The sequence below is a fragment of the Dyadobacter sp. BHUBP1 genome (genome assembly GCF_050587785.1).
GTDB lineage: Bacteria > Bacteroidota > Bacteroidia > Cytophagales > Spirosomataceae > Dyadobacter.
Window position 1 is genome coordinate 326,428 of the sequence record NZ_JBOBIH010000003.1, and the last position, 26,530, is coordinate 352,957.

General features: G+C 49.1%; 21 protein-coding genes. 19 read left to right on the forward strand and 2 right to left on the reverse strand.

Annotated features, from left to right (window positions below):
* Nucleotides 1-280: 280 nt before the first annotated feature.
* The 19 genes from ACQ4MZ_RS13630 to ACQ4MZ_RS13720 all read left to right on the forward strand — a co-directional run bounded on the left by ACQ4MZ_RS13630 (nt 281) and on the right by ACQ4MZ_RS13720 (nt 21,186).
* Complete coding sequence (locus ACQ4MZ_RS13630; RefSeq protein WP_430845622.1) at nt 281-1,018, forward strand: tyrosine-protein phosphatase; 738 nt, start codon at nt 281-283, stop codon at nt 1,016-1,018.
* Nucleotides 1,019-1,235: 217 nt separating this feature from the next.
* The gene (locus ACQ4MZ_RS13635) at nt 1,236-2,063 is read left to right on the forward strand and encodes a polysaccharide biosynthesis/export family protein (RefSeq protein WP_430845623.1); all 828 of its coding nucleotides are present in this window, start codon (nt 1,236-1,238) and stop codon (nt 2,061-2,063) included.
* Between the two features lie 63 nt (nt 2,064-2,126).
* On the forward strand, nt 2,127-4,481 hold the full coding sequence (locus ACQ4MZ_RS13640) for a GumC family protein (protein WP_430846406.1): 2,355 nt from the start codon (nt 2,127-2,129) through the stop codon (nt 4,479-4,481).
* A 209-nt stretch (nt 4,482-4,690) separates the two neighbouring features.
* Entirely contained in the window at nt 4,691-6,019 is a 1,329-nt protein-coding gene (locus ACQ4MZ_RS13645) for a UDP-glucose dehydrogenase family protein (protein ID WP_430845624.1), read from the forward strand.
* 106 nt (nt 6,020-6,125) lie between these two features.
* Entirely contained in the window at nt 6,126-7,154 is a 1,029-nt protein-coding gene (locus ACQ4MZ_RS13650; RefSeq protein WP_430845625.1) for an NAD-dependent epimerase/dehydratase family protein, read from the forward strand.
* A gap of 48 nt (nt 7,155-7,202) precedes the next feature.
* Nucleotides 7,203-7,754 (forward strand): serine O-acetyltransferase, encoded by a 552-nt coding sequence (locus tag ACQ4MZ_RS13655; protein WP_430845626.1) that lies wholly within the window; start codon nt 7,203-7,205, stop codon nt 7,752-7,754.
* 24 nt (nt 7,755-7,778) lie between these two features.
* Nucleotides 7,779-9,305 carry a hypothetical protein gene (locus tag ACQ4MZ_RS13660; RefSeq protein ID WP_430845627.1) on the forward strand — a complete coding sequence of 509 codons (1,527 nt, stop codon included), beginning with the start codon at nt 7,779-7,781 and terminating at the stop codon, nt 9,303-9,305.
* Nucleotides 9,302-10,537, forward strand: a complete 1,236-nt coding sequence (locus ACQ4MZ_RS13665) for a hypothetical protein (RefSeq protein WP_430845628.1) — start codon at nt 9,302-9,304, stop codon at nt 10,535-10,537. The genes ACQ4MZ_RS13660 and ACQ4MZ_RS13665 overlap by 4 nt, the downstream gene beginning before the upstream one ends.
* Nucleotides 10,534-11,694, forward strand: a complete 1,161-nt coding sequence (locus tag ACQ4MZ_RS13670; RefSeq protein ID WP_430845629.1) for a glycosyltransferase — start codon at nt 10,534-10,536, stop codon at nt 11,692-11,694. The genes ACQ4MZ_RS13665 and ACQ4MZ_RS13670 overlap by 4 nt, the downstream gene beginning before the upstream one ends.
* 26 nt (nt 11,695-11,720) lie before the next feature.
* A complete protein-coding gene (locus ACQ4MZ_RS13675) occupies nt 11,721-12,278 on the forward strand; it encodes an acyltransferase (RefSeq protein WP_430845630.1) in 558 nt (185 codons plus the stop codon).
* Nucleotides 12,256-13,341 carry a glycosyltransferase gene (locus tag ACQ4MZ_RS13680; protein WP_430845631.1) on the forward strand — a complete coding sequence of 362 codons (1,086 nt, stop codon included), beginning with the start codon at nt 12,256-12,258 and terminating at the stop codon, nt 13,339-13,341. Before ACQ4MZ_RS13675 ends, ACQ4MZ_RS13680 begins: the two co-directional genes overlap by 23 nt.
* Nucleotides 13,342-13,396: 55 nt before the next feature.
* Nucleotides 13,397-13,924, forward strand: coding sequence for a serine O-acetyltransferase (locus ACQ4MZ_RS13685; protein ID WP_430845632.1), 528 nt, complete (start codon nt 13,397-13,399; stop codon nt 13,922-13,924).
* 21 nt (nt 13,925-13,945) lie between these two features.
* The gene (locus ACQ4MZ_RS13690; RefSeq protein ID WP_430845633.1) at nt 13,946-15,058 is read left to right on the forward strand and encodes a glycosyltransferase family 4 protein; all 1,113 of its coding nucleotides are present in this window, start codon (nt 13,946-13,948) and stop codon (nt 15,056-15,058) included.
* A gap of 29 nt (nt 15,059-15,087) precedes the next feature.
* Nucleotides 15,088-15,531 carry an oligosaccharide biosynthesis protein Alg14 gene (locus tag ACQ4MZ_RS13695; protein ID WP_430845634.1) on the forward strand — a complete coding sequence of 148 codons (444 nt, stop codon included), beginning with the start codon at nt 15,088-15,090 and terminating at the stop codon, nt 15,529-15,531.
* A complete protein-coding gene (locus ACQ4MZ_RS13700; RefSeq protein ID WP_430845635.1) occupies nt 15,528-16,022 on the forward strand; it encodes a glycosyltransferase in 495 nt (164 codons plus the stop codon). The genes ACQ4MZ_RS13695 and ACQ4MZ_RS13700 overlap by 4 nt, the downstream gene beginning before the upstream one ends.
* A gap of 36 nt (nt 16,023-16,058) precedes the next feature.
* On the forward strand, nt 16,059-17,003 hold the full coding sequence (locus ACQ4MZ_RS13705) for an acyltransferase family protein (RefSeq protein ID WP_430845636.1): 945 nt from the start codon (nt 16,059-16,061) through the stop codon (nt 17,001-17,003).
* Nucleotides 17,004-17,025: 22 nt separating this feature from the next.
* On the forward strand, nt 17,026-18,198 hold the full coding sequence (locus ACQ4MZ_RS13710; protein ID WP_430845637.1) for an endo-1,4-beta-xylanase: 1,173 nt from the start codon (nt 17,026-17,028) through the stop codon (nt 18,196-18,198).
* A 72-nt stretch (nt 18,199-18,270) separates the two neighbouring features.
* Complete coding sequence (locus ACQ4MZ_RS13715) at nt 18,271-19,821, forward strand: capsule assembly Wzi family protein (protein ID WP_430845638.1); 1,551 nt, start codon at nt 18,271-18,273, stop codon at nt 19,819-19,821.
* Nucleotides 19,822-19,827: 6 nt separating this feature from the next.
* Nucleotides 19,828-21,186 (forward strand): DUF5723 family protein, encoded by a 1,359-nt coding sequence (locus ACQ4MZ_RS13720; protein WP_430845639.1) that lies wholly within the window; start codon nt 19,828-19,830, stop codon nt 21,184-21,186.
* Nucleotides 21,187-21,233: 47 nt separating this feature from the next.
* On the opposite strand, the gene ACQ4MZ_RS13725 is transcribed toward ACQ4MZ_RS13720, so the two are convergent.
* A complete protein-coding gene (locus tag ACQ4MZ_RS13725; RefSeq protein ID WP_430845640.1) occupies nt 21,234-24,956 on the reverse strand; it encodes a T9SS type A sorting domain-containing protein in 3,723 nt (1,240 codons plus the stop codon).
* A gap of 32 nt (nt 24,957-24,988) precedes the next feature.
* Complete coding sequence (locus tag ACQ4MZ_RS13730; RefSeq protein ID WP_430845641.1) at nt 24,989-26,521, reverse strand: DUF1501 domain-containing protein; 1,533 nt, start codon at nt 26,519-26,521, stop codon at nt 24,989-24,991.
* Nucleotides 26,522-26,530: the final 9 nt, after the last annotated feature.

Sequence of the window (26,530 nt, forward strand, 5' to 3'; positions counted from 1 at the left end):
GGCTTTTTTTACGGCCGGAGTTTGCCGAAACCGGGGTGGGAGATCTACAATACGAAGAAAAGCGTTTGTGAACATTCTGTTAAGAATTGATTACAGGGATGTAGGGAAAAAATCCAATTTTGAACTTTGACAAAATTATTTGCCGTTTTGAGCACAGAAATGTACAACTTTCAATTGTTTTGTCTTAATTTTATCCAACTTTGTACTAAGTAACAAACTGCGGTCCGCAAAACCGACTGGTTTTATTCCTCTGTCGGATCGTCTGCGGTCGTATTTTCATATGCTCAACTGGTTATTCGATAAGAAGAAAAAAGAGGAAACGGACCTTTCCCTGATAGGAATGGATTTGCACTCTCACCTGATTCCGGGGATCGACGATGGTGTTGAAACCATAGAAGACTCGCTGGTAATGCTGCGTAAAATGTATAGTCTCGGTTATCGCCGGATTTTTGCGACGCCTCATGTTATGTGGGATTGTTACCGCAATACGCCACAAATTATCCGTGATGGCATCAATGACGTTCGAGTGGCAGCCTTGAATGCGGGAATCGATATGGATATTAATGCCGCGGCTGAATATTTTATCGACGAACACTTTGTGGAATTGCTTAACACAGGCGGTGAATTACTTACATTACCAGGCAACAGGTTGCTGGTCGAGCTTCCTTATTCGACCAAGCTGATGAACACCTCCGAAACGTTGTTCCAAATAGTTGCAAAAGGTTATCGCCCGGTTCTGGCTCATCCCGAGCGCTATACGTATTTCTATCAGGATACGTCGATATTCAAGAAGCTGTGCGATCAGGGTTGCGAGTTGCAGGTGAATATTCTGTCGCTCGGAAACTACTACGGTGAGAACGTACACAAGATGGCGGATTGGCTGCTGAATAACGGCCTGATTACATATGTAGGGACCGATGCACACAAGCCAGCACATTTGGATTTAATTAATAGGACAGACAAAAAGGGCTGGCTGAAAAAATACAGATTCCAAAATCTGAAACTGATGGAAGAGTAGGATTAAACCTGGAATGAAATTCTACAACGACATCAAATATATTATTGAGCCAAATAGAGAGTCTTTTTACTGCGTTTATCCGTATTTTTAAGCAGGTTGTTCGAATGTTTTTAGGTGTAAGTTAAAATAAACCCGTTAAAAAGGTGTTTTTTATAACAAAACAATGAATTATATTCGTGCTCTGATTTACGTAATCATTCTTACTCAACGTCAATACATGAACACATTACAAAAATTACCCGTTCGTTATTTTTTGCACTCCCTAGTGCTGGGAATCGTTTTTATCAGCGCTTTTTCTTCTTGTATCTCGAATAAGTCAATTGTATATTTTCAAGGTGACTCGCTTCGCTACACGGCACAGGAAATTACTCAGAAGTATACGCCGGTTATCCAGCCCAACGACATTCTTTCGATCGTGGTGGGCAGTTTGAACGCCGAAGCTAACGAGATATTTAACACTCCGAACTCATTTACAACTGCGACTACCAACTATTCAACAACGGGTGGCGGTGCGCGTGTACAACCTCTCGGGTATCTGGTTGACGCGGACGGTAGCATCGAAATGCCAATGGTGGGAAAGGTGAAAATTGGCGGCCTGCGCACGATCGACGCTGCGGACACCATTCGCACCCGCCTGTCCAGTTACCTGAAAGAGCCGAGCGTGATAGTCCGTAACCTGAATTTTAAGGTATCGGTGCTGGGCGAGGTGGCCCGCCCGTCTATATACGTGATTCCGGACGAGAAAATTACGTTGCCCGAGGTGCTCAGTCTTGCTGGTGATCTCACCATCTATGGAAAGCGTGAGAACGTGATGATTATCCGTGAAGAAAACGGCAAACGCGAATATGCAAGAATAGACCTTACCAGCCGGGATGTTCTTAGCTCTCCCTATTATTACCTTCACAAAAACGACATTATTTACGTCGAGCCGATCAAAACAAAGATCAATGCAACGGACCGGAATGTACAGCTCGTGCCGATCATTACCTCTATCGTAGCCGCCATCGGTACGCTGGGTATCCTGATCATTAATATCACCAAATAGAATTTCAGTGCCTGAATTAGTTTCAGTAGACACTTATTATACTCAACTGTTATGATCGATAAAATGAATGGAGTGCAACCGTCCTTTTTGGAGGAAGAGGAGGAAGAGTTTAACCTTATGGAATACATAAATCGGTATTTCAGATATTGGTATCTTTTCCCGATATTTATTGTCCTGGCCCTTACTGGCGCATTCTTCTACCTGCAAATTACACAGCCGGTTTATAGCACCAAATCAAGCATTCTCATCAAGGAAGAGAAAAGCATCGGAGGTTCGCAAGGCGACATTCTGACTGAAATGAGCTCGGAATTCGGTGGTAATAAGGTGGTGGAGAATGAGTTGGAAATCCTGAAATCCCAGACGCTTATGGAGCAGGTGATCAAGGAGCTCGGTCTGGACGTTTCCTATACCTCGAAAGATGGCTTGCGGACGGTGAATTTGTATAAAAGAAGCCCGATTACGCTCACGGCCGAGGTGATAACTCCGTTGGGATTGGAAGAGCCGCTGACGATCCATATGGTGGACAGTACGCATTTTCGGTTCAATGACGAGGATGAAGTGTTCCAGGTAGGCCAGCGCTTCAACAACGCCTGGGGCGCTTTTGTAATCAACAGAGGTAAAGATTCGGAATACACCGACATTAAAGTGCATTTCAGTGACGTGAAGGCTCTTGCTGAGGCGATCCTGGGCCGATTGTCTATCACGCAGCCGAATATCAAAAGTACGGTTCTCGAACTCACTTACGAGGATACCGACGTTCAGCGCTCGAAAGACGTATTGAACAAATTGCTGGATGTATATGTACAAGCGTCACTGAACGATAAAAATACCGAAGCGAGTAACACGCTGAAATTCATCGAGAATCGCCTGGGCCTCATTACCGAGGAATTGGGGGACGTAGAGAAGAATGTAGAATCTTACAAAACCAATGCAGGTATTACCGACATTAGCTCGGAATCCAAACTTTTTTTGGAAAACATTAAAGAGAACGACGCGCAGTTGAACGAGGTGAACACCAAACTCAGTATCCTCGAAAGTGTCGATAACTACATCCAGAATGCAGGTGAAGGTGCCGTTGCGCCTGCCACATATATGATTGACGACCCTGTGTTGGTATCCTTGCTGACCCGTTTCAACGAATTGGAACTGCAGCGGGAGCGTTACGCACGTACGACAACGACGAAAAACCCGTTGCTGGAAACGATCAACACGCAATTGGAGGGTACTCGTCAGTCGATCCGCGAGAACGTGCAAAACTTGAAGCGGGGAATGGCTGTAACAAAGCGTAACCTCGAAGGTATCAACAACCGTTTCTCCGCAGGTCTGCGTGCGATCCCCAAAAAGGAGCGTGAGTTTGTTGGCATTAAGCGTCAGCAGTCGATCAAAGAAGAACTGTATCTTTATCTGTTACAAAAAAGGGAGGAAACCGCGCTGGGTTATGCTGCTACCGTTTCGGATAGCCGCCTGATCGACGCACCGGTAACCAGCTTCCAGCCGATTAAACCAAAGCGTGCATTTATCTGGCTAGGTTCACTGGTAGGAGGGATCGCGGTTCCCGTGTTGCTAATCAATCTGCTTTTCATGCTGAATAACACAGTTCAGCGCCGGGAGGAAATTGAAAAGGTAACGCATTCGTCGATCCTCGGTGAAGTAGGGCAGATGAATACTCCTGCGGGAGCGCCTGCAGATGATAATATCATTAAAATGACCAGCCGCACCGCCGTTGCGGAGCAATTCCGTGCGCTGCGTACCAATTTACAATACCTCGGAGATGGCAATTGCCGCATTCTGATGTTTACTTCGTCGATCGGTGGAGAAGGAAAAAGCTTCGTGAGTGTGAACCTGGCTGCGAGTTTGGCATATTCGGATAAAAAAGTGTTGCTGATTGGTCTTGATTTACGCAAGCCTACCTTGCACGAACGTCTGTCCCTGCCCAACAAAACAGGGGCTTCGAACTGCCTCATCGGGCAAGGCAACTACGAGGATTACATCCAGCAGACCGACGTCCATCCTAAATTCCACGTTCTGACCAGCGGCCCGATCCCGCCAAACCCGTCGGAGCTTTTGAGTAACGGACGGTTGCCGGTTATGCTCGCCGAGCTTCGCAAGGAGTACGACTACATTCTGATCGACTCACCACCGTTCGGTCTTGTGACCGACTCTGCGCTGATCGCCGAGCACGTGGATGCTACATTGTATATCGTTCGCTTCAACTACACGTTGCTCGACCATCTGAAACGCATTGGTGAGCTGCACAAAGCACGCCGCTTCCAGAACCTGTCTATCATCTTCAACGGTGTGAACTATGGAATCGGCTACGGCTATGGCTACGGCTACGGTGGCTATGGCTATGGTTACTACAAAGAAGAGAAATCCGAAAAAGGCAGCAGGCTGAAAAAGCTTGTTGGTATGAACTAACCCACAAAACCCCCGGGAAATGATAGGTAATATCCCTTCTCGGGGAATCCATTAGACATTTCGTAGTACTTGGTAGAAGTAATTTGGAATATCTTTAAAGAGTATTATTTTAGTAGAGCGTTGTTGGTAGATATTCAGTTAAGTTTTATCAACAACATCAGGGAATAATTATAATCTAATCAATTTACTCAACGTTATTTTTTTGCGTTATGAAAATCGCTGTTATCGGAACCGGCTATGTTGGACTAGTTACTGGAACTTGTTTTGCTGAAACAGGAAACCAGGTTACCTGTGTTGATATTGATGTCAACAAAGTAGCCAGAATGCAAAAGGGAGAGATTCCCATCTACGAACCAGGTCTGGATGTATTGTTCGATCGTAACATTGCTGAGGACCGTTTGAAATTCACTACCAGTATCGTGGAAGGTATTGAAGGCGCGGAAGTGATTTTTCTGGCGCTTCCTACGCCGCCGGATGAGGACGGTTCTGCCGATCTTAAATACATTCTCGGTGTGGCCAACGACCTCGGTCCGATCCTGAAAGACTACGCGGTGATCGTCGACAAAAGCACTGTTCCCGTAGGGACTGCCGAAAAAGTCCGTGCGGCGATTGCCCAAAATGCTACTGTGGATTTTGACGTAGTTTCCAATCCGGAATTCCTTCGTGAAGGAGTCGCGGTGGAAGACTTCATGAAGCCCGACCGCGTAGTGGTAGGAACGACTTCGGACCGTGCGAAGAAAGTGATGGAACAATTGTACGCGCCATTGGTGCGCCAGGGCAACCCGGTGATTTTCATGGATGAGCGCTCAGCCGAGATGACCAAATATGCAGCGAACTCGTTCCTTGCATTGAAAATCACTTTCATGAACGAAATAGCAAACCTTTGCGAACGAGTTGGCGCGAACGTGGACGACATCCGTCGCGGTATCGGAACTGACAGTCGCATTGGAAAACGCTTCCTCTTTGCTGGTATCGGTTATGGCGGCAGTTGCTTCCCTAAGGACGTGCAGGCGCTTGCTAAGACATCCAGAGATTATGGCTACGATTTCCGCACTTTGAAATCGGTGATGGCGGTGAATGCCGACCAGAAGAAGAAATTATTACCGATCGTGGAAGATTACTTCCAGGGTAGCCTGGCGGGCAAAACAATCGCCGTTTGGGGCCTTGCGTTTAAGCCTTACACGGACGATATCCGCGAAGCTCCGGCGCTCGAAAACATCGAGGCGCTGCTCGCAGCAGGCGCGAAGGTGACAGCCTACGATCCTGAGGCGATGGAGAATGTAAAAAGACAAATCCCCGACATCACCTATTGCCATACGGCATACGCAGCGCTCGATGACGCCGATGCGCTGATGATCTTCACAGAGTGGCCGCAGTTCCGTACCCCGGACTTCGCCAAAATGGGTAAGCTCCTGAAAGAAAAAGTCGTTTTCGACGGCCGCAACCTTTATGAGCTAAACACCATGAGAGAGCACGGCTTTACTTATTATAGCATTGGACGCGAGGCGGTTAACGCGGTTGAAGAACCGGTAGCTTAATGCGTCCGTATGGCCCCGCAGGTGCGGCTATGAGCCGTGCCTGCGGAAGGTCCTTCCCCTTCCACGTTCATTTCAGTGAAGACATTAAACGGATTACTCAACAGATATGAAAGTATTAGTAACAGGCAGCGCCGGATTTATCGGGTTTCATACGGTAAAGCAGCTACTGCAAGAAGGTTTCGAAGTGGTAGGCCTTGACAATATCAATGACTACTATTCACCACAACTCAAGTATGCGCGCCTGAAAGAGGCTGGTATCCAACAGGAAAAGATCAAATGGTATCAACTGGTAACCAGCACGGTTAACAGCAACTACCGCTTCGTGCGCATGAATCTCGAAGACAAGCAGCAGCTTTTCAGTTTGTTCCAGGCTGAGCAGTTTGACTATGTGATCAACCTTGCGGCACAGGCAGGTGTACGTTACTCGATCGAGAACCCGGATGTGTACGTGCAATCAAACATTATCGGCTTCCATTATGTCCTCGAGGCGTGTCGTTACTTTCCACCAAGGCATCTTGTTCATGCCTCGTCGTCGTCGGTGTATGGTGCCAATGCTAAAATCCCTTTCTCGGAAGAGGACAAGGTAGACTCGCCCGTAAGTCTCTATGCGGCTACCAAGAAGAGCAACGAGCTGATGGCTCATTCATATAGCCATCTTTATAACATCCCTATTACCTGCCTGCGCTTCTTTACCGTTTATGGCCCATGGGGACGTCCGGATATGGCGCCGATGCTTTTTGCCCGTGCGATCGCCGAAGGCAAGCCTATCCAGGTTTTCAATAACGGCGATATGGAACGCGACTTTACGTTCGTGGGTGATATCGTCGACGGAGTCACCAAAACGATGGTGGCAGGGTTCGAAGAAAATCCGCAATACCGCGTGCTCAACATTGGTAACGGTTCACCGGTGAATCTGATGAAGTTTATTGAAGAACTCGAACAAGGTATCGGGACCAAGGCACTTAAAAACTTTTTGCCGATGCAAGCCGGCGACGTTCCCCGAACATGGGCAAGCCAGGAAAATCTCGAACGCATTACCAATTACAAACCGCAGGTCGAACTCAGCTCTGGTATAAAGGAATTTGCCGATTGGTACCTTGAATACAGCGGCCAGTTGGCGGCGCATTACGTGTAATAATGCCTGGTATTATCCTGGTTGAGTGCATTCTTCGTAACACACCCTATGGAAAGCGCATTAAAATATGATCTTTTTCGCAGCGCGGGAAAGACGGGCTCTAAGGCCTTTCTTTCCCGGTTGTTTTTCAATTACCCATTCCGGTTCATCGCTTTTTACAGGTTGTCCCAGAAATATCCGAAAAGTAGTCCGCTGGGGTTCCTGTGCAGACTTTTGTACCGGCGCTATGGCGTGAAATACGGTATACAGATCCCACTTTCGGTAAAAATTGGTAAAGGTCTGTTGTTACCGCATTTCGGCGGGATCGTGGTCAATTCCCAAAGCCGTATCGGCGATAATTGTACGTTACTGCACAACGTTACAATAGGAAATACTAAAAGAGGGGAGAAGAAAGGCGCACCAAGCATCGGAAACAGCGTTTATATTGGCCCTGGTGCTGTCATTGTAGGAGGTATAGAAGTTGGCGACAATGTGCTTATTGCGCCCAATTCCTATGTGAATCTCGACGTGCCGTCGAATAGCGTGGTAGTGGGAAACCCGGCCAGAATATTTGCCAAGGAGACAGCCACAGAAGGTTATATTACCAATCCCGTTCTTTAAAACGAATATTTATTCACAGTTTGAATGTCTTCTCAGGTAAACAAAATCGCTAAAAATACCCTTTTCCTGTACGTCAGGATGTTCCTCCTGATGTTCATTGGGCTTTATACGTCCCGTGTGGTATTGGAAGTGCTGGGCGTTGAAGACCTGGGTATTTACAATGTAGTGGGGTCGGTAGTAATGATGCTGGAGTTCGTATCGTCGAGCCTTACCAACTCTTCCCAGCGCTACCTGAATATTGGTTTAGGAAAAAATGATATGGGACTTACCAATCGTTATTTTTCCCAAAGTGTAGGCCTGCATTTCCTGCTCTCCATATTTATTGTATTGTTACTCGAAACCCTGGGACTATGGATGTTCAATAACAAATTGGTCATTCCGGATGGCCGGCGTGAAGCCGCTTTCTGGGTTTACCAGCTATCCACACTAGCCGCATTTATTAAAATTAATCAGATATGTTTTCAAAGCGTGATCGTCGCGCGTGAGAGCATGTCCGTGTATGCGTATCTGAGTATTTTTGAGGGAGTGGCTAAATTGGCGGTCGTTTATCTGATTGGCGAAAACACGCCGTTCGATAAACTTGCTTATTATGGTTTTTTGATCGTGGTTATTCAAGGAGTGGTGTTTCTGGCGCATATGGTTTACTGCTATATGAAATACCCCGAATCGCACTACAAGTTGTTTTGGGACAATGCGTTGTTCCGGGAAATGGCAGGCTTCGTAAGCGTGAACGCTTTCGGCTATATTTCATGGGCCATCGGTGTGCAGGGAATCAATGTGGTTCTCAACCTGTTCTTCGGGCCGACTGTCAATGCGGCGCGCGGGTTGGCTTCTACAGCGGGGCGGTTTATCAACCAGTTTGTCAATAACATTTACCTTGCCATTAAGCCGCAGATTATCCAGTCCTATGCAAAAGGTGAGACAGAAAGCATGGTAACGCTGGCAGAGAAATCGACTGTTTATGTGTTTTACATGGTGCTGTTCGTATCACTTCCAATCCTTTTTGAAACGAATTTCATTCTTACATTTTGGCTGAAGGAAGTGCCGGAGTATACCAAACTGTACACCGAGCTGACGTTGATTCAATCCTATTTCTGGATGCTTCCGATCCCTTACAGCCAGATCGCCACCGCTACTGGCCGGATCAAGAACATTCAGCTATACGGACGCATTTTTACCCTACTCGCACTGCCTATTTCGTATGGGATACTGTTGTTGGTGAAAAATCCTTACTACCCCATATTCGTGATTATCACAATGGACGCTTTTTTCTGGCTATATACGATTTATGATGTTGATAAACAGCTCAATATTAAATTTGACCGGTATGTAAGAAATGTGATCCTTCCTGTGCTGTACATGGCTGCTGCGATGGTGATTTCGCTTACGCTCGCCCATTATATGATCGCGGGTCTGGAGCCGGTGTTCCGGTTTATTATTGAAGGGGTAATCAGCCTTTCGCTGGGATTTCTATTTACTTTTTTGTTCGGTATGCCGCGTGATGAAATGGCGTATCTGAAAGGTGTTGTAATTAAGAAAATAAAAAGATGACTAGGATAATAGCGTTAGTTTTCTTTCTCATATTTTTTATTGGTACCAACGTGTTGAACACGTTGAAAATAGATAACTATACTTTTTTTTATCTGATCGTGGCGACCGCTGTGGGAGTACTGGTAATGAGCTTCCGCACCAGGACATTCAAAGATCGTAAATATGAGATTGGCGTATTGCTGCTGATCGCTTTTGTGATCGTTTACAGGATCTACGCGGGTATTCTTACCGATTCGCTGAGAAGCGCAGCCATCCTCTTCGCGACGCCGCTCATTTATCTGTTGATTCCCAAAGAAATAAGAACAAAGGACGATTATCTCGTAAAGAGGAAGGTTGTGAAGATTATCATCGCATTCTATATTTTCGAATGCCTCGTAGCCATTGCCGAATACCTCTTCCGGACCCATTTTTTCCTTTGGATCGATACTACATTCCAGTCACACTTGATGAATTTCCGGTTGCGGGAATCGTTCAGGAGTGTGGCATTGCATGGCGCACCTTTGAGCAATGCATTGATGGTGACAGTACTCAGCGCATTTTTTATCACATCCTCCCTTAAGGACAAATATAAGTTCGCATTATGGGGCTTGGGCTTTGTGGCGGTGCTCGCATTCAACGCGCGGATGGCGATTATTGTAAACCTGGGTTTCTTTGCTTTCTACATCCTAAAATTGCTGGGCGACAAGAAAGCACAGTTTACGACTAAATTGTTTGTATATGCGGCCTCTGCTGCATTCTTCGCGATAGCTGCTTACCTGGTTTTTTACCAGGGATTAGGCGATCGCCTTTTTAAAACCGAGCTTCTCGACCAGGCGAGTGCGCAGAAACGCTTTGACCTGTTTGCCATATTTGACGGCCACACGATTTCGGACTTTCTGTTTGGCCGTTCGATGCGGGACTTTGACTTGATGAAAGAGCTGGCCGGGCTATTGATCATCGAGAATTTCTGGGTTTGTGAAATTGTATTGTTTGGCATTCTGTTTGTGGCGGGCATGGTGATTTTGTACATTAAGCTGCTGGCACCCTACGTACGCGAGTATTCATTTTATAACAGAATGGTGATCTGCTTGTCATTTATTCTGCTGGCTTCGACTAACAACTCGCTCTTTACGCAATATCTCCCGTTGTTGCTTTTTGTGGTTTGCCTGAACCTGTTCAGGCCAGACACGTTTAAGATTATCCTTCCTGCCAAATACCTTAACAGATACGCGTTAACCAGATCAAGACGATGAAACTGATATTTGATTTAACCAAAACACAACCTGTCGGGAATACGAAATTTCACGGAGGGGGAAAGTACGGTGAAATCGTGTTTAAATCCCTCGCCAATAGTTCAAAAGACATCATTGCCTATTACAATTCGGAGAAATGGCTGAACCCGGAAATCGCGCAGATTTGTCGGGATAACCATTTGACGATGGTCGATTCGAACCAGCGTTCTTTGCAGGAAACCGTGGCCGAGCACCCGGGAGTGGTTTACAGCCCTATTATCGAAACGGACCTCAATAATATCGGTGATAATATTACCTACATTACTACGGTTCACGGGCTTCGCGTTCTGGAATTGCCTTATGATAAATACATTGGCGATTATCGTAGCAAGAGCTTCAAGTTAGGTTACGATTTATATTACAAATACAAATCGAAGAAAACTTTCGACCTCACTTTGAAGAAGTACCGTGAGGTTTTTCAGAAAAAAAATATCCATGTCGTTACGGTTTCGGAGCATTCGAAGGCTTCGATTTTATCGTTCGTACCTTATCTGAAACAGGAGGATATCGAGGTGTTCTATTCGCCGTCGACGGTGGGTGAATTGAAGAAAGTGGAGCCATATGACGCCGGCGAGAAATATTATATGATGGTGAGCGCCGACCGCTGGGTAAAAAATGCATTGCGCGCAGCTATGGCCTTCGATGAAATATTTACCGAACGCCCGGATTTTAAAGGAAAAGTGATCCTGACGGGCTCGAAGAACAAGCACATTTTCGACAAATACATTAAGAACCCATCGCGGTTCGTGTTCGTCGATTATGTGGATGCGAAAACGCTCCTTTCGATGTATAAGGGGGCTTACCTGTTTGTTTATCCGTCCCTGAACGAGGGATTCGGTTACCCGCCGGTAGAGGCGATGACACTAGGAACACCCATCATCGCGTCTGCGATCTCATCCATTACCGAAATCTGCGGGGATAGTGCATTGTACTTCAACCCATTGATGGTGAGTGAGATCAAGATGCGTATCCTGCAAATGGAGAACAAAGAAATCCGTGCGGAATTTATTCGCAAGCAGGAAAAGCGCATAAGGGAAGTAAAGGAGCGGCAGGATCAGGATCTGGAAAAGCTGACGCAATACATTCTCTCACACGTCAGGCAGTCCGTAAACGCATAACCAGCACTCACCAGCCCTTTACGAGAATGGGAAGACTAGGAATTTTAAAGAATATGTTGAAACGGTGGTGGCTATCACCGGTGGATTATGCGCGTTCAATTGGTGTGAAGGTCGGCAGCGGCTGTCAGTTGATCAGCGTCACTTGGTCGTCCGAGCCTTACCTCATTACCATTGGCAATAATTGCCAGATTACCAACGGTGTCAAAATCTTCACGCATGGGGGAGCATTCATGTTCCGACGGGAAATTCCCGATTTTGATTGTTTCGGCAAGGTTGTGATCGGCGACGGCGTGTACGTAGGCAATAACAGCCTTATCCTTCCCGGCGTGACGATCGGTAACAATGTACTCGTAGCGGCCGGATCGGTGGTCACTAAGTCGGTGCCTGACAATGTATGTATTGGCGGTAACCCGGCGAAAATCATTTGCTCGGTCGAAGAGTATAAGAAGAACAACTTACAATATAATGTGCACTCCAAGGGCATGAGTCGTGAGGAGAAGAAGGCATTGCTGCTCTCGCTTCCCCCCGACCGCCTGATCCAAAAGGGTTACCTGAAATATAATGAGCGGATTAGCAACCTCTGATACAACCAGACAAAAGGCGATTTTCTTCGTGAACTGCTATGCGGGCGGTGCCGAGAAAATGACGCTGTTTATAGCCAGCTGTCTGGATAGCAGCCGTTACGATGTCATTTTTTATATTGTCGGGAAGGAAATCGGGCTGATCCGCAACTTCATTCCTGAAGAGCGGACCTGCCATTACATTCACGTCAAAAACTATAAGGACGGCCTTATGGGTAAGCTCGCCAGGGTAATGCGCGAGGAAAAGCCGGATTACGTCTTTTCCTCGCTGATGCCAATCAATATCCGGCTCGCATTCGCGTCCATCATGTTCCCGAAGGTGAAAGTGATCCTGCGTAGCAACAATTATTTATATACACAATCCATCATCCAGAAAGCACGGCTCTTTGTAGCCTATCGTTTCATGGACCATCTGATCGCACAAACCGATGAGATGCGTGACGAAGCCGTGAAAGTCCTGCGCCTGCCCAGGAATAAGGTCACGACGCTCGCCAACCCGATCAATGTAGAACAGATCAACAAAAAGCTGGAAGGCGCGCCATCTCCATTCGAAGGTACGTCGACCAACTACGTGTATGTGGGCCGCATTGATCGTATCAAGGGGCTGGATGTGCTCATAAGATCCTTTGGAAAGCTCCTGGCCGATGAACCGGACTCGAAACTGTACATCGTGGGGAAAGTGGAAGGTGGTTTTGCCCCCTATTATGAAGAGCTGAGGGCTATTCAGGCTGATTTGAATATCGGAGACCAAATCATTTTTACCGGATTTAAAGAAAATCCTTACCAATACATGAAGTTCGCGGACTGCCTCGTGCTCCCATCGCGGAACGAAGGCTTGCCCAACGTAGTGATCGAATCATTGTATTTGAACACACCGGTAGCGGTAACCGCGTCCATTCCCGTCATCCGTCGCATTGTGCGGGAAGGCGTGGATGGTTTCGTAGTGGAGGTCGACGACGTGGAAGGTTTAGCGCAAGCCATGAAATCGGCTTCCAGGCTGGGACGTGTACAGTCGGCTTACAAGTCGGCGACGAAGGAAGATTTTCAGAAGTTGTTCACAAAATAACCGGCGCGCGTATGCCTGTCGGCGGGTTGCTGAATCTATCAAACTCAACGTTAGTATGTCAATTTTAAAGGATTACGCCGCCTATGCCGAGCATTCGGGCAGTAAATTGAAGCCGTTCGTGAAGACGATGTTCTATTGCAACATTTTCTTCCGCGTGAGCCACGTGCTTTACAAAATCAAGCTCATTCCACTGGCCAGGGTCTTCTGGCTGATCAACCGCATTCTTTTCTCCGTCGAGATCGACCCGCGTGCCAAACTCAGGGGCGGCTTTGTAATCCTTCACGGGACAGGGGTTACGATCGGCCATAATGTGCTTGCAGAAGGGAATTTCAAAGTTTACCAAGGCGCTACTATTGGCGGGAACATTGGTAAAAAGCGCACCTTGAATGGCCGTACTTTCAGTCAGCCGTGGTTGCAATCGGATGTAGTGGTAGGCATTAACGCGGTGGTCGCCGGGCCGGTAGTACTAGGCGCGGGAAGTAGGGTGGGAGCCAATTCCGTGGTCACCAAAGATGTCCCCGCCGGTGCAACGGTGGTATCCAATAATGTGATTCTGGCCCCTAAAGCGGAAATTGTAGTATAAACTCATCCACACGCTCGTCCTATGAAAATCCTCTTTGTGATCAACTCATCCAATAATGGTGGCGCAATCAAGATGATCGTCGCATTGTATAAGGAAGTGAAACTACATTTTCCCGCAAGCAAAATTGTGTTCCTGAAAAAGATCGAATCGCAGTATTCGAATATCGAAGGAGCCTATTATCTCAGCGATGAACTGAGCTCGCTTTCCGATTACTATACAGTTTACAAACGCCTGAAGGCAGTGATGATCGACGAGCGCCCCGATGCGCTGATCAGCTTCTTGCCACTGGCAAATATTTTCACGTCCGTGATCGGCCGGTCGCTGGGAATCAAACATCGCGTAGCCTCGCAGCGCAACCCGCCGCAGATTTACGGCACCGTGGTGCGCACACTCGACCGTTACCTGGGCTCACGCGGTTATTACACGGCCAATGTGTGTAATTCCAAAGCGGGAATGGACGCATTCGGCGCATATCCGGAAGCCTATAAAAAGCACTTGTCGGTGATCAACAACTGCGTGGAGGAGCCGGATTTCACGATTTCGAAAGCCGATGCAAGGAACCGGATCGGCATCCCGTTTGACAAGACAGTCCTTACCTGCGTGGGCCGCCTGCACGACCAGAAGAACCACGAGGTAATCGTGAAAGCGATGAAACACTTAAATGACGCTGTGCTCTACCTCGGCGGCGACGGCCCGCTGAGGGATGAAATCACGAATCTGATCAAATTAGAAGGCGTTGAACAGAAAGTAGTGATGCTCGGTGACCTCGACCGCGACCAGGTACGCCTGCTATTGCGTGCATCAGATGTGTTCCTGATTCCTTCCAAATATGAGGGGTTGAGTAACTCGCTGCTCGAAGCGATGTCGTACGGCCTGCCCGTCATTTGCAGTAACATCCCTTCCTTCACCGATTTTTTGAAACTAGACCACGAACCGGGTCACGCCGGCATGGTGATTCAAAACAACGACGACCGTGAATGGGCGAAGGGCATTCAGCGGATGATCCACAGCGACGACTTGCTCGACCGTTACCACCGGTTGTCGCTCGGTAAAGTGGCCGATCTGAGCCCGCGGAAAATGGCTTTCCGGTTTTTAAAACTGCTGGGTGTTTCGGAAAAGGAATATGTTGGTTGATATCCATTGTTTTTTATAACATTAAGAAAATGAAAGTAATAGCCATAGCTTCGGTAGGCGGCCACTGGGTGCAACTGCTGCGTTTGCGGCCGGCATTTGAAGGAGCGGAGCTGATATTCGTTTCGACCAAACCCGATTTTGCCAAAATGGTGGAAGGCAGCAAGTTCTACGCCGTGGCTGATGCCAGCCGCTGGGACAAAATGAAGCTGATTAAGTCGTTTTTCGACGTTTTCGGCATTATTCGCAGGGAAAAGCCCGACGTAGTAATCACGACCGGCGCGGCACCGGGCCTGATGGGGCTGATTTCCGCCAAAATCCTTGGCAAGCGCACCATTTGGGTGGATAGTATCGCCAATGTGGAAGAGCTGTCGATGAGCGGCAAAATCGCTTCTAAATTCGCCAGCCGGGTGTACACTCAATGGCCGCAACTTGCAACGGACAAAATTTTATTCGCAGGAAATATATTGTCATGATTTTTGTCACAATAGGTACTCAGGCTCCGTTCGATCGGCTTATTAAGGCGATCGATGAAATCGCGCCGCAATTAAGCGGTGAACGGATCGTCGCGCAGGTATTTGAATCCTCGTATCAGGTGAAAAATCTGGAAACGGTCGGTTTCTTATCGCCCGACCAGTTTAACACGTATTTCGAAGAGGCACGTCTCGTAGTCGCGCACGCGGGTATGGGCACGATCATTTCCGCGCTCACACAGGCGAAGCCGCTACTCATCCTGCCGCGCCTGGCCAGCATGGGTGAGCACCGCAACGATCATCAGATCGCGACGGCGAAGAAAATGCAGGACCTCGGTTATGTGCAAGTAGCATTTGACGAAAAGGAACTGGTCCAGAAGTTGCTCAGAATGAGCGCTGCCACGAACGGTTCTGCGTCATCCCCGCAAATCCGCAAAGTGGCGTCCGATTCGCTCATCAGCTCGGTACGCGGTTATATTTTCTCAGGTAAATAAGAAACAGCGCTCATGCGCGGCTAAAACGCACAAGGTTTGGAAAGAAACGCCAATCTGGACATCGCAAAACTATCGCTCAGCTTTCTGGTCATTGCCGTACATTTGCCATTGTACAGCGGTGCAAGCGAAGATTCAGCCTATATGATAGGTTGGCTGTTCTCGAACGGCATTTCGCGGATTGCCGTGCCATGCTTCTTTATGATCAATGGGTATTTCGTGAATCTGACGGATAAAACGAAGGTAAAAAAGTACATGACGCATTTGCTTATTTTGTATGCCGTGTGGATGCTGCTGTATTTGCCGGCTTATTACCAGTCGGTCGTTGGGAACCCTAAATACCTGGTGAAACTGATCGTATTCGGCTTTCACCATCTGTGGTATGTGATCAGTCTCATTTTTGCGACCATCTTTTTGTATTTGATCAAACGGTACCTGCCTGTTTCGCAACGGATGCTCATGGTACTGGTAATCGGGCTGTTCATTGTCGGATATGTGATTCAGGACGTGGTTGCACCGCGTTTTAAGCAACCGCAACATTATGTGGTAATGTACCGCAACTTCCTCTTTTTCGGTTTGCCGTTTTTTGCCTTCGGGCACATCATCCGCAATACCCACTTCGAACTAGATGCACGTGCGCGGCGGAATTGTTATATTGCAATACTGATAGGCACTGTTACATTGCTGATCGAATCATACCTGAGCCTGAAATACAAGCTCGGGGTAAACCTGTATATTTCGCTGCTGTTCCTCTGTCCGCCGATCATGATTTTGTTGTTTAAATCGAAATGGCGGAAGTCGGATAGCTTGGTGGCGGATATTGCGAATGCGGTTTTCTTCACACACACTGGCGTGATTCTTTTCTTGCAAGACTACTTCGGGGGAATGCCTAACGTTTACCTTTTCCCGATGGCCGTGTGCCTGTCCATCATAGTGTCCTACGTGGTATACACACTTAATCGAAGATTGAAATTTTTATTATGACTCATTAATCAGATACCCTGATATGAAACTCGTTGTTTTATGCCTGGTAATGACCGTGTTCTGTGGTGTGATCAGCCTTACCTCCTGGACGGACGTTCCCAATAAGGCGTCCGTAGCCCACGAATATTCCCAAGTGGCATCCACTGAGGGAACTTCTGTCGGTACAGACGAGAAGTCGCTGCGCGAGGCTTATAAAGATTACTTCCCGATCGGTACCGCTGTTTCTCCCAGCATGATTACGGATGCCAGGCGTGCTAAATTCATCGCAACGCAGTATTCGAGCATCACGCCAATGAATGGTATGAAAGCCAAATACATTCATCCCGAAGAAAAAACCTATGCGTGGGCGGAGGCGGACCAGGCCGTTGAATTTGCTCAGAGCAATGATATGAAAGTGCGGGGGCACACACTGATCTGGTTTCAGAAGATGCCCGACTGGTTCTTTATGGACGGCAACGACTATGCTTCCAAAGAGAAGATCATGCAACGGATCGACGAGCACGTGACTACCGTGATGAACCGCTACAAAGGCAAGGTGTATTGCTGGGATGTGGTGAATGAGGGCTATCAGTTTTTCGGTAATGCACCTGTGACGCCCAAACGCGCGAAGATTTACGATATGATTGGCAGTGAATACATCGAGCGCGCATTCGCCGCCGCGCGCAAGGCCGACCCGACTGCCAAGTTGTTTTATAACGACAACGGTTTCGAAGACCCCGAACGACGCAACCGGATTTTTAAATATCTGAAAGCCAAAAAGGAAATGGGTATGCCCATTGATGGCATCGGAATGCAGAGTCATTATGGCGTAGAAGGCATCAATGAGGGCTATTTGCAGGAAACGATCGATATGTTCTCGTCCATCGGCCTTGACGTGCAGATTACCGAACTCGATGTGTCGATCTATCCCAAACGGGAAAACAAGGTGGGGAACGGGCGTGTGCTGGAGGCGGCGGAGATACAAGGTCTGAGCGACCAGTATACCAAGGAAATCCAGCGCGAACAGGCGGACGTGTTCGATATCCTGTTCCGCACATGCCGGAAAATGAAAGGAAAAGTGACCGGCATTACGCTCTGGAGCCCCTACGACAAGGACAATTACCTGACCGAAATGCTGAACAAAAAGAACTATCCTTATTTATTTAATGAGAATATGACCCCGAAAGCCTGCTATTACCGGATCGTGAATTTCTAGGTAACAGCCTGAACAAATGCACTTTACCGAAAGGTATCGTAATACCCCTCTCGAAGAACTAACTCAACGTTAATGAAGAAAATCTCAAATTCCTTTGTGCTCATGGTTTGCATGGGCCTGCTCGTCCCGGTGTGGGTTCATGCACAGGATATGTCAATGCCTGCCGCACAGGACAGTATTTTTTTTCAGGAGCCTCAGCAGGGCCTTTTCCACGCAAGTATCGAGCTTCCTATTGTAACTACTACCAATGAAGTCGTGCCATTTTGGATGCGCGCCAACCGTTTCGGTAACGTCCCGGTCGCTGGAACTTCCGGTGGGTTGATCGGGAGTATTTCTAAAAGCTACGAGACAGGCCGAAAGGGAGTGTTCGACTGGCGGGCCGGCATGGTCTATCGACTCAATATAGGCAGCAAAACAGAGGGCACGCTGATTGAAGGTTTCGCGGCCATCAAAGCGGGTATTTTTGAATTGAAAGCGGGCCGTTCCCGTGATATAACCGGATTGGTAGATAGTACCTTGTCGTCGGGCGCCTTGGCCGTGTCCGGTAATGCGCTGGGTATTCCCAAAATAGAACTTTCTGTACCCGAATACTGGCGGTTGCCCATACTGGGCGGTATTCTGTCGTTCAAGGGCAATTTCAGCTACGGATGGTTTGGAACCACGCCCATCAATCCGGTGGGCGGGGGAGGGGCCAAAAAGGACAATATCCCGCCTATTAGCTCCTATTACCACCAGAAGTCACTTTACGGACGTTTCGGCAAGCCGGGCTGGCGGCTGAATATCTTCGCTGGGTTTAACCACCAGACGATGTATGGCAACGAGGATGATATCTATGAAGGCTTCAACTTGTCCAAGATGCAATCGTTTTTTTACGTGGTGACTGGCCAGACCTGGCGGGCCAATAGCGGATTCGCAACTAAGCTGGGCAACCAACTGGGCTCCATCGACTTCGGTGCAACCTATGATTTGGGTACAACGCAGGTTTTCTTGTACCGCCAACAGATCTACGACGTAGGCGCATTGTCCAAACTGGCGAACGTGCAGGATGGTTTAACGGGTATTTCTTTGAAAAACAAGCGGAAAGGCAACTCCGGTTGGAGCAAGGTTCTGGTTGAATTTTTATATACCAAAAACCAGGCGGGCGAACTGTGGTCGAAGGTTACGAAATCTGGTGACGAGAACTATTATAACAACTATATGTATGGCGGGGGCTGGTCATACCGTGACCAGGGCATTGGCAACCCGTTTCTCACACCCCGTCACGAAGCGCGCGCGGAGTTACGGCACAAAACCGGCGAATACTTCGTCAATAACCGCGTGATTGCTTTCAATGCCGGCTTTATCGGCAACATCGGTAGTGTGAATATTACCACCCGTTTGTCGTATTCCAGGAATTTCGGCACATACGGTACAAGCCCGATCGGTACTTCGCTGGGCAAAAGAAGAGAAGTATTGCCGCCGCCGTATTTCCAGGAAGTTAACCAGTTTTCCGGATATCTCGAAGGTAGTAAAAAGGTGAAAAATAATTGGGAAGTGGGTCTGGCTGCGGCAATAGATTCCGGCAGGCTGCTTTATAACTCGTTTGGATTAATGTTGAATGTGAGAAAATCATTTCAATTCTGACACTGAATGACGGGGATCGCGAAGTTCTGGATAAATGCGTTCGCGGGCTTGTTGTCGCTTCCGGCATTCGCGCAAATGTCTGTGACCGGGCCGGCAGTGCCGGGAATCACCGCCGGTTTTCAAAACCCTGCGTTCCTCGATACAGACGGTAAAACATGGTCCGCCAATATCGTGACCATAAGCGCCCGGGCGACTTCTAATACTGCGTCCATTCATATAAGCGATTTTGGAAAATCGGGAGCGGATTTTCTCCGCTCCGATGTTTTAGGCACTTCTTCCGTGTCGACTGGGGTAGGTACCCTGGATTTTAAAGGGCCGTCGGTCGCGATTCGTGCGGGTGACCGGCTCACGCTGGCGCTTACGACACGGATGCGCATTCACGCCAATTACGGACATGTGGACGGTCGCTTGCTTTCCGAAATAGGGGAAATTACCAAAGTGGAACAAAGTTACCCGTATCGCCTGCCGCAGATTGCGAACATGCAAACCAGCATTGCTGCGTTCTCGGACGTCGGCGCTTCGTTCGCTTATGAGCTGCTGCACAGCGGCCAGCACCGCTTGCGTATTGGCGGGGCGCTCAAATACATCAACGGCGTTGCCCACACATCCATCGACGTATCCGCACTTACGGGGCTTATTCGCATCAATTCCGATGGTGTGAGTTTCATTACCGGTGCCACAGGTACAGTCTCTACGCTCACGGCAGGGAAACTTTTCGATCGATTTTCAACCGGTAATCTTTTCAAAATGGGCGAAGGAAGTATAGGAGGGGATATAGGTTTGAGCTATGCCTACCACACTGCGCCGGGAGAGCCGTGGAAATTCAGGTTAGGTGTCTCAGTTACCGACATCGGGAACGTCAAATACAAACCCGACAGCACGTACAGCAAGTCGTATGACGTCCACATCACCAACGACGAGCGACTTTATTTCAATGGTAGTTTCAACAATTCGCTGTTCAGCCGTGCCTCCCGCGTTTTTGACAAATTTCCGAAATTTTTCACACGTACCGGTCGCAAAACCGAAGCCTACACCATTACATTGCCGACAATGCTCCACTTACAGGCGGATTACCGTATGTCCCCGAACTGGCTCGTAAATGGCGGAGCGGGTGTAAGCTTGCATGGAAAAAATAATTTGTACAAATTGTATCAGGTGCCCTATGTGACGCTGGTGCCGAGCTGGATGCGAAACGACGTGGTGCTTTCCGTGCCATTGGCCTACCAGGAACATACTGGCCTCACAGCTGGTGCCGCATGGCGGTACAAGGGTTTCACCATAGGCAGTAACAGCATTCTTTCGGCCATTTTGGGAGGTAAACAAATTGACCTCTACCTCGGCTATGTGATTTCTTCGAGCAAATGAAAAGTCCGCCCAGGCCGAGGCGGACTCTCCGTTTACTTTCTACAATGCTATTTAACCAAAATTATTCGCCGGGTAAGGATCATCGCACCCCTTCGAAGCTGGAAAAGATACGTGCCGTCGGGCTGGGTGCCGAGGTCGATGGCCTGTCGTATGGTACCGCCTTTGCCGGCTACTTCACCTGTCCATATCCGCTGGCCTGCGAGGTTGAATACCTCCATAGTCGCGCGTTGCTTGTTGTTGAGCTGAAAAATGGCCGTCATCTGCCCGCGGGTTGGGTTGGGGGCCATCACGAGCCGGGCGTCGTCCTTCCATTCCGGTCCGGTTGTCTCCGGAACGATTTCCACCATTTCTTCCGGAGCAGCAATCCTTCCGGTGGCGGTGCATGTTAATGTTCTCGGGGAATCGGTGAGGGTGAAAGTGGTCCCTTTTACACGTACGCCGAACGTGTGGGCCTTTCCGTCCTTGATAGCAGCGGGCGTCGCAATTTTAAACACATAATTACCGGTGCCAATGCCTGAGGTTTTCAGCGCTTCTCGGTAAATGTTGGCAATGCCGGTCGCCAGCACCGTCGTCCCTTCGAAAACTTCCACGGTCAATGCATTCGCAGGGAAATTTTTGTCCCAGACCCAGCCGTTGATGTAGCTGCAACTCGGCGTTTCAACGCGGCCGGCATAGGCATTCACAGGACAGTTGGTCGTGCGTGGGGAATTATTCAGGATGGTAGTCGAACCCTTTACGCGAATGCTCAAAGCGTGATTTTGGCCGTCTTTCAGTGCTGTTGGCATCGTGATTTTGAAACCATAGTTACCCGTTCCTGTGCCTGCGTTCTTTAAATCCTCTCTATACTGATCTGCTACGGCCGTAGCGTAAACAGTGGTCCCTTCATAGAGTTCAACGGTGACGGCGTTGTTCGGGAAGTTTTTGTCCCAGGCCCAGCCTTTGAGCGATTCGCAATCGAACCATTCGAAACTGCCAGCGTATTGGTTTACGGCGCAGGTGAGCGCCCTCGGGGAGTCTGCCAACGCAAATGTGGTGCCCTTCACGCGTACACTCAGTTGGTGTGCTTTCCCGTCCATCAGGCTCATCGGCGTCGCGATCTTGAACGCATAGTTACCTGTGCCAATACCCCCTGTTTTGAGGCTTTCGCGGTATATATTCGCCACGCCGGTTGCGTGGACGATAGTGCCTTCGATAATTTCGACAGTCAATGCATTCGCCGGGAAATTTTTATCCCAAACCCAACCCGCGATAAAGCCGCAGTCGGCGGTTTCGAAACGGCCTTCGTAGGCATTCACCGGGCAATTCATCGCGCGTGGTGAATTGTTCAGCACAACCGTCGAAGCCTTCACGCGAATGCTGATGTTGTGATTCTGGCCATCTTTGAGCGCAGCAGGCATTGCGATCCTGAAACCATAATTGCCGGTCCCGATGCCCGCATTTTTTAAGTCTTCGCGGTATTGATCGGCTATCGCCGTTGCGTAAACAGTCGTTCCTTCATAAACTTCCACTGTTACGGCGCTATTAGGGGCATTCTTGTCCCACACCCAGCCTTTGATCGCGTCGCAGTCGAACCATTCGAAACTGCCGGCGTATTGGTTTACGGCGCAGGTGAGTGCCCGAGGAGAGTCGGTTAATGTAAATGCGCTGCCTTTCACCCGTATTCCCACCTGATGGGTTTTGCCGTCCATAAGGGCGGCCGGCGTGGGTATTTTAAAGCCGTAGTTACCGGTCCCCTTTCCGGCTGTCTTTAATGCATCACGATAGATATTGGCTGTGCCTGTGGCGTATACGGTGGAGCCTTCGTAAATCTCGACTGTTAACGCATTGCCGGGGAAATTTTTATCCCAGACCCAACCCTGGATGTAGCTGCAATCAGGCGTCTCCATGCGGCCTTCGTAATTATTTACAGCGCAGTTCACTACGCGCGGTGAGTTGCTAAGTACGGTCGTAGAACCTTTCACACGAATATTGACGCTGTGGTTCTGGCCGTCTTTGAGCGCGGCCGGCATCGGCATCCTGAAACCGTAGTTGCCGGTTCCGGTGCCGTTGGCTTTGAGGTCATCGCGGTAAATGTTTGCCACGGTGGACGCGTACACGGTGGTACCTTCGTACAATTCCACTTCCACCGCGTTGTTAGGAGCATTTTTGTTCCATGCCCAACCTTTAATGGATTCGCAGTCGAACCATTCGAAACTACCCGCATATTGGTTCACCGAGCAGCTTAATGTTCGTGGTGAATCGGAGAGCGGGGCGGTGGTGCCTTTCACGCGCACGCTCAGCTGGTGACTCTTGCCGTCCCAGAGCGCGGCTGGTGTAGGTATTTTAAAAACATAATTGCCCGTGCCATAACCTGCCGTTTTCAGCGCCTCCCGGTAAATATTGGCGGTACCCGTAGCGTACACGGTGCTGCCTTCATAAATCTCGACGGTTAATGCGGAGTTAGGGTAGTTTTTGTCCCAGACCCAACCCTGTATGTAGTTGCAATCTGCATTTTCGAATCGCCCTATATATTGATTTACCGGGCAGTTGACCGGCTTCGGCGAGTTGGGTAATGTGTAGTTTAAATTTTGCAGACTTATGCTGATCTGGTGCGTGTTACCATCCCGGAGTACGGCAGGCAGCGGTATTTTGAAGCCATAGTTGCCTGTGCCGGTGCCATTGTTCTTCAAGTCCTGCCTGAAAATATTGGCCACTGCGGTAGTATGTGTAGTGCTCCCTTCCTTCACCACCACGGTCAGTGCGTCGCCGGGATTGTTTTTGTCCCATGCCCAGCCGTTCAGCGTGTAGCAATCAGTACCTTCGAAACTACCACCCAATGTGCAGTTTAATGCCTTTGGCGAGCCGGTAATGAGTGTAGAACTACCTTTCACGCGGATGCTCAGCTGGTGAGTGGTCCCGTCCAGCAATATGCCGGGAGTGGGAATGGTGAAACCGTAGTTGCCCGTGCCGGTACCATTATTTTTCAGATCGGCACGGTACTGGTCGGCGCGTGCGGTGGCGAGTACCGTGGAGCCTTCCACCAGTTCGACGGTCAACGCCACATCGGGATAATTTTTGTCCCAAACCCATCCATTGATGGTCGTGCAGGCAACATTTTCGAGGCTTCCAATGTAATTGGTTGGCAAGGCAGCTGAATTTAATGCTGCAAGGGTATAAATGCTGTATGTACTCGGCACGACGGTCTGCACGGTGGTGATTGAACCGGCCGTGAGATTGCTTATGCCACCCTGATGCGCCACTTCGTCGACTACGGCTTTGACGGGTTCCCAGCGAGAAGTAGAGGTGTTCCAGCCTACTATGCCCAGCATTGTGAGCGAGTTGCCTGTGAGCGCACCAACGTTACTGGCCGCATTCCACGTGAGCGTAATGCGCGAGGCATTGGCACCATCGATATCCCAATATTCCGCTGTACTTACCGTTTTGACGGTTCCCTCACGGCTGGATGTGGCAAAAGGGCCACCGGCGGGTAAAGTGGCCGTTTCCGGGTTCTCTAGAAAATAGGCCCCGGTAATTCCGTCGCCGTCCGCTCCGAATGGGCGGTAAACACCCTTGTGCCCGACAGGATATAGAAAGGACCCCGTTCCTGTTTTTTCAACATACCCGTTCACGTGTTTGGCATTACCGATACCCGTCAATTTAGCCGTGGCCGGGAAACTCACCAGGCCGCGCGTCGCCGAACGGTCGGTTTCGACAATACCTGTCTGACAAAAACCGGCTACTGCCATTGCGAGAAGCCAGGCCGTTATGCAGCATTTATATAGATTTTTCATATCGAATTGTTCGCTGTAAGCATCGTTATTATTTAACCGGTAATATTGACGCTGTAATCGCCCAGGAATTTGAGCTTCCCACCCGACTCGACTTTGACGTCTTTCGCCGTGATATTTTGCCCCACATCTATGGTATGTCCGGAATTGATCCGAACAATGGCCTTCGCATCGGGGACACGGCCGTTGGACCAGATTTCCGGGTTCGGCCAGGAGCCGGAGGAGATCGTTTGCACCACATCGGAGAAGAGAGACGTGGTTTTAAAATCGCGGTACAGGATTTGGTCGGTTTTGGCGTCGGCGGTACCGAACCAGTCGTTCAGCACATCGGCATATACGCGGCGGAAATCGATTTGCATTTTAATGTCGCGGTTGCTCACGCCCGGGCCTGGCGTGGGGGGCAGAAGGCCGTTCACGAGATCGGGATTGGTACCAATGACCTGCCTCTTGATGCCGGTTCCGAATACGAACATCGGCGCACCAATGCCGTGGTCGGTGCCTTTGGAGGCATTGGAAGAGGCCCGGCGGCCAAAATCGGAAAAGGTCATTCCCAGTACTTTATCCTCAATTCCCTGTAACTTTAGGTCATTCTGAAACGCTGCAATCGCATCAGAAAGCTTTTTCAGTAAGATGGCATGAACACCTTCCGTGGTATTCGTGCCTACTTGCCCGGAATGTGTATCGAAGCCGCCGAGTTCGACATAATATATTTTGGATTTCAAACCGCCATGGATCAGCCGGGCCACAATTTTGAGCTGCTCCGCCAGTTCGTTTTTCAGCGAAGCGTCGGGATACGCGCCAAGGTTTTTGCCGGCATCCGCCGCCGCCTTTATCTCGGAAGCGTAGCCGACGGCGAGCACCTGTTTTTGTCTTACATAAGAAAGTAAGTCGCCCGCGTCGCAGCAAGGCAATGGCGCACCCACCGTCTGGTTGTTCTCTCCGATTAATTGGTAAAATGCATTCGGATCCTGGATGTTCACACCAGTGGAAACGGCCCTGTCACCAAAAAGCGTGGTAGTAGCGATCTGCCCGATCTGAACGGCAAGCGGGTCTTCCATTTGGGCATTGGGGTAACCTTCGGGATAGCCCGAAAACCGGTCGCTTAGGTAACGCCCCGCCCAACCGGAAGTAGCATATTGGCTGGAATCTACTGCTGTCATCCAGATATCCGTGGAGCGGTAATGCGACTGGTCCGGATTGGGGTATGATACCGAGTTGACAATGGCCAGTTTCCCTTCATTATAAAGGTCCCGCATACCTGTCATTACCGGATGAAAGCCCGTTTCGGGAGCGCCGGCGAGTTTCAGTACGCTGGATTCCGGGATCGCGATGTTGCTTCGGAGGCCGTAATACTGGGAGTAATATTCGAGTGGGATAACGGTATTAAGGCCGTCGTTGCCGCCGGCGAGGTAAATGATCACCAAGGTGCGGTCGTTGTAGGCTGCTGAGGTTTGTTTCAGTGCCTGCACCAGCGCCGAACTTTTGGCAAATGCTTTAACGCCAAAGCCATTCAGCACCACAGGGACCATCAGCGAGGATGCCGCTGACATAAAATCTCTTCTTTTCATCGACAGCGG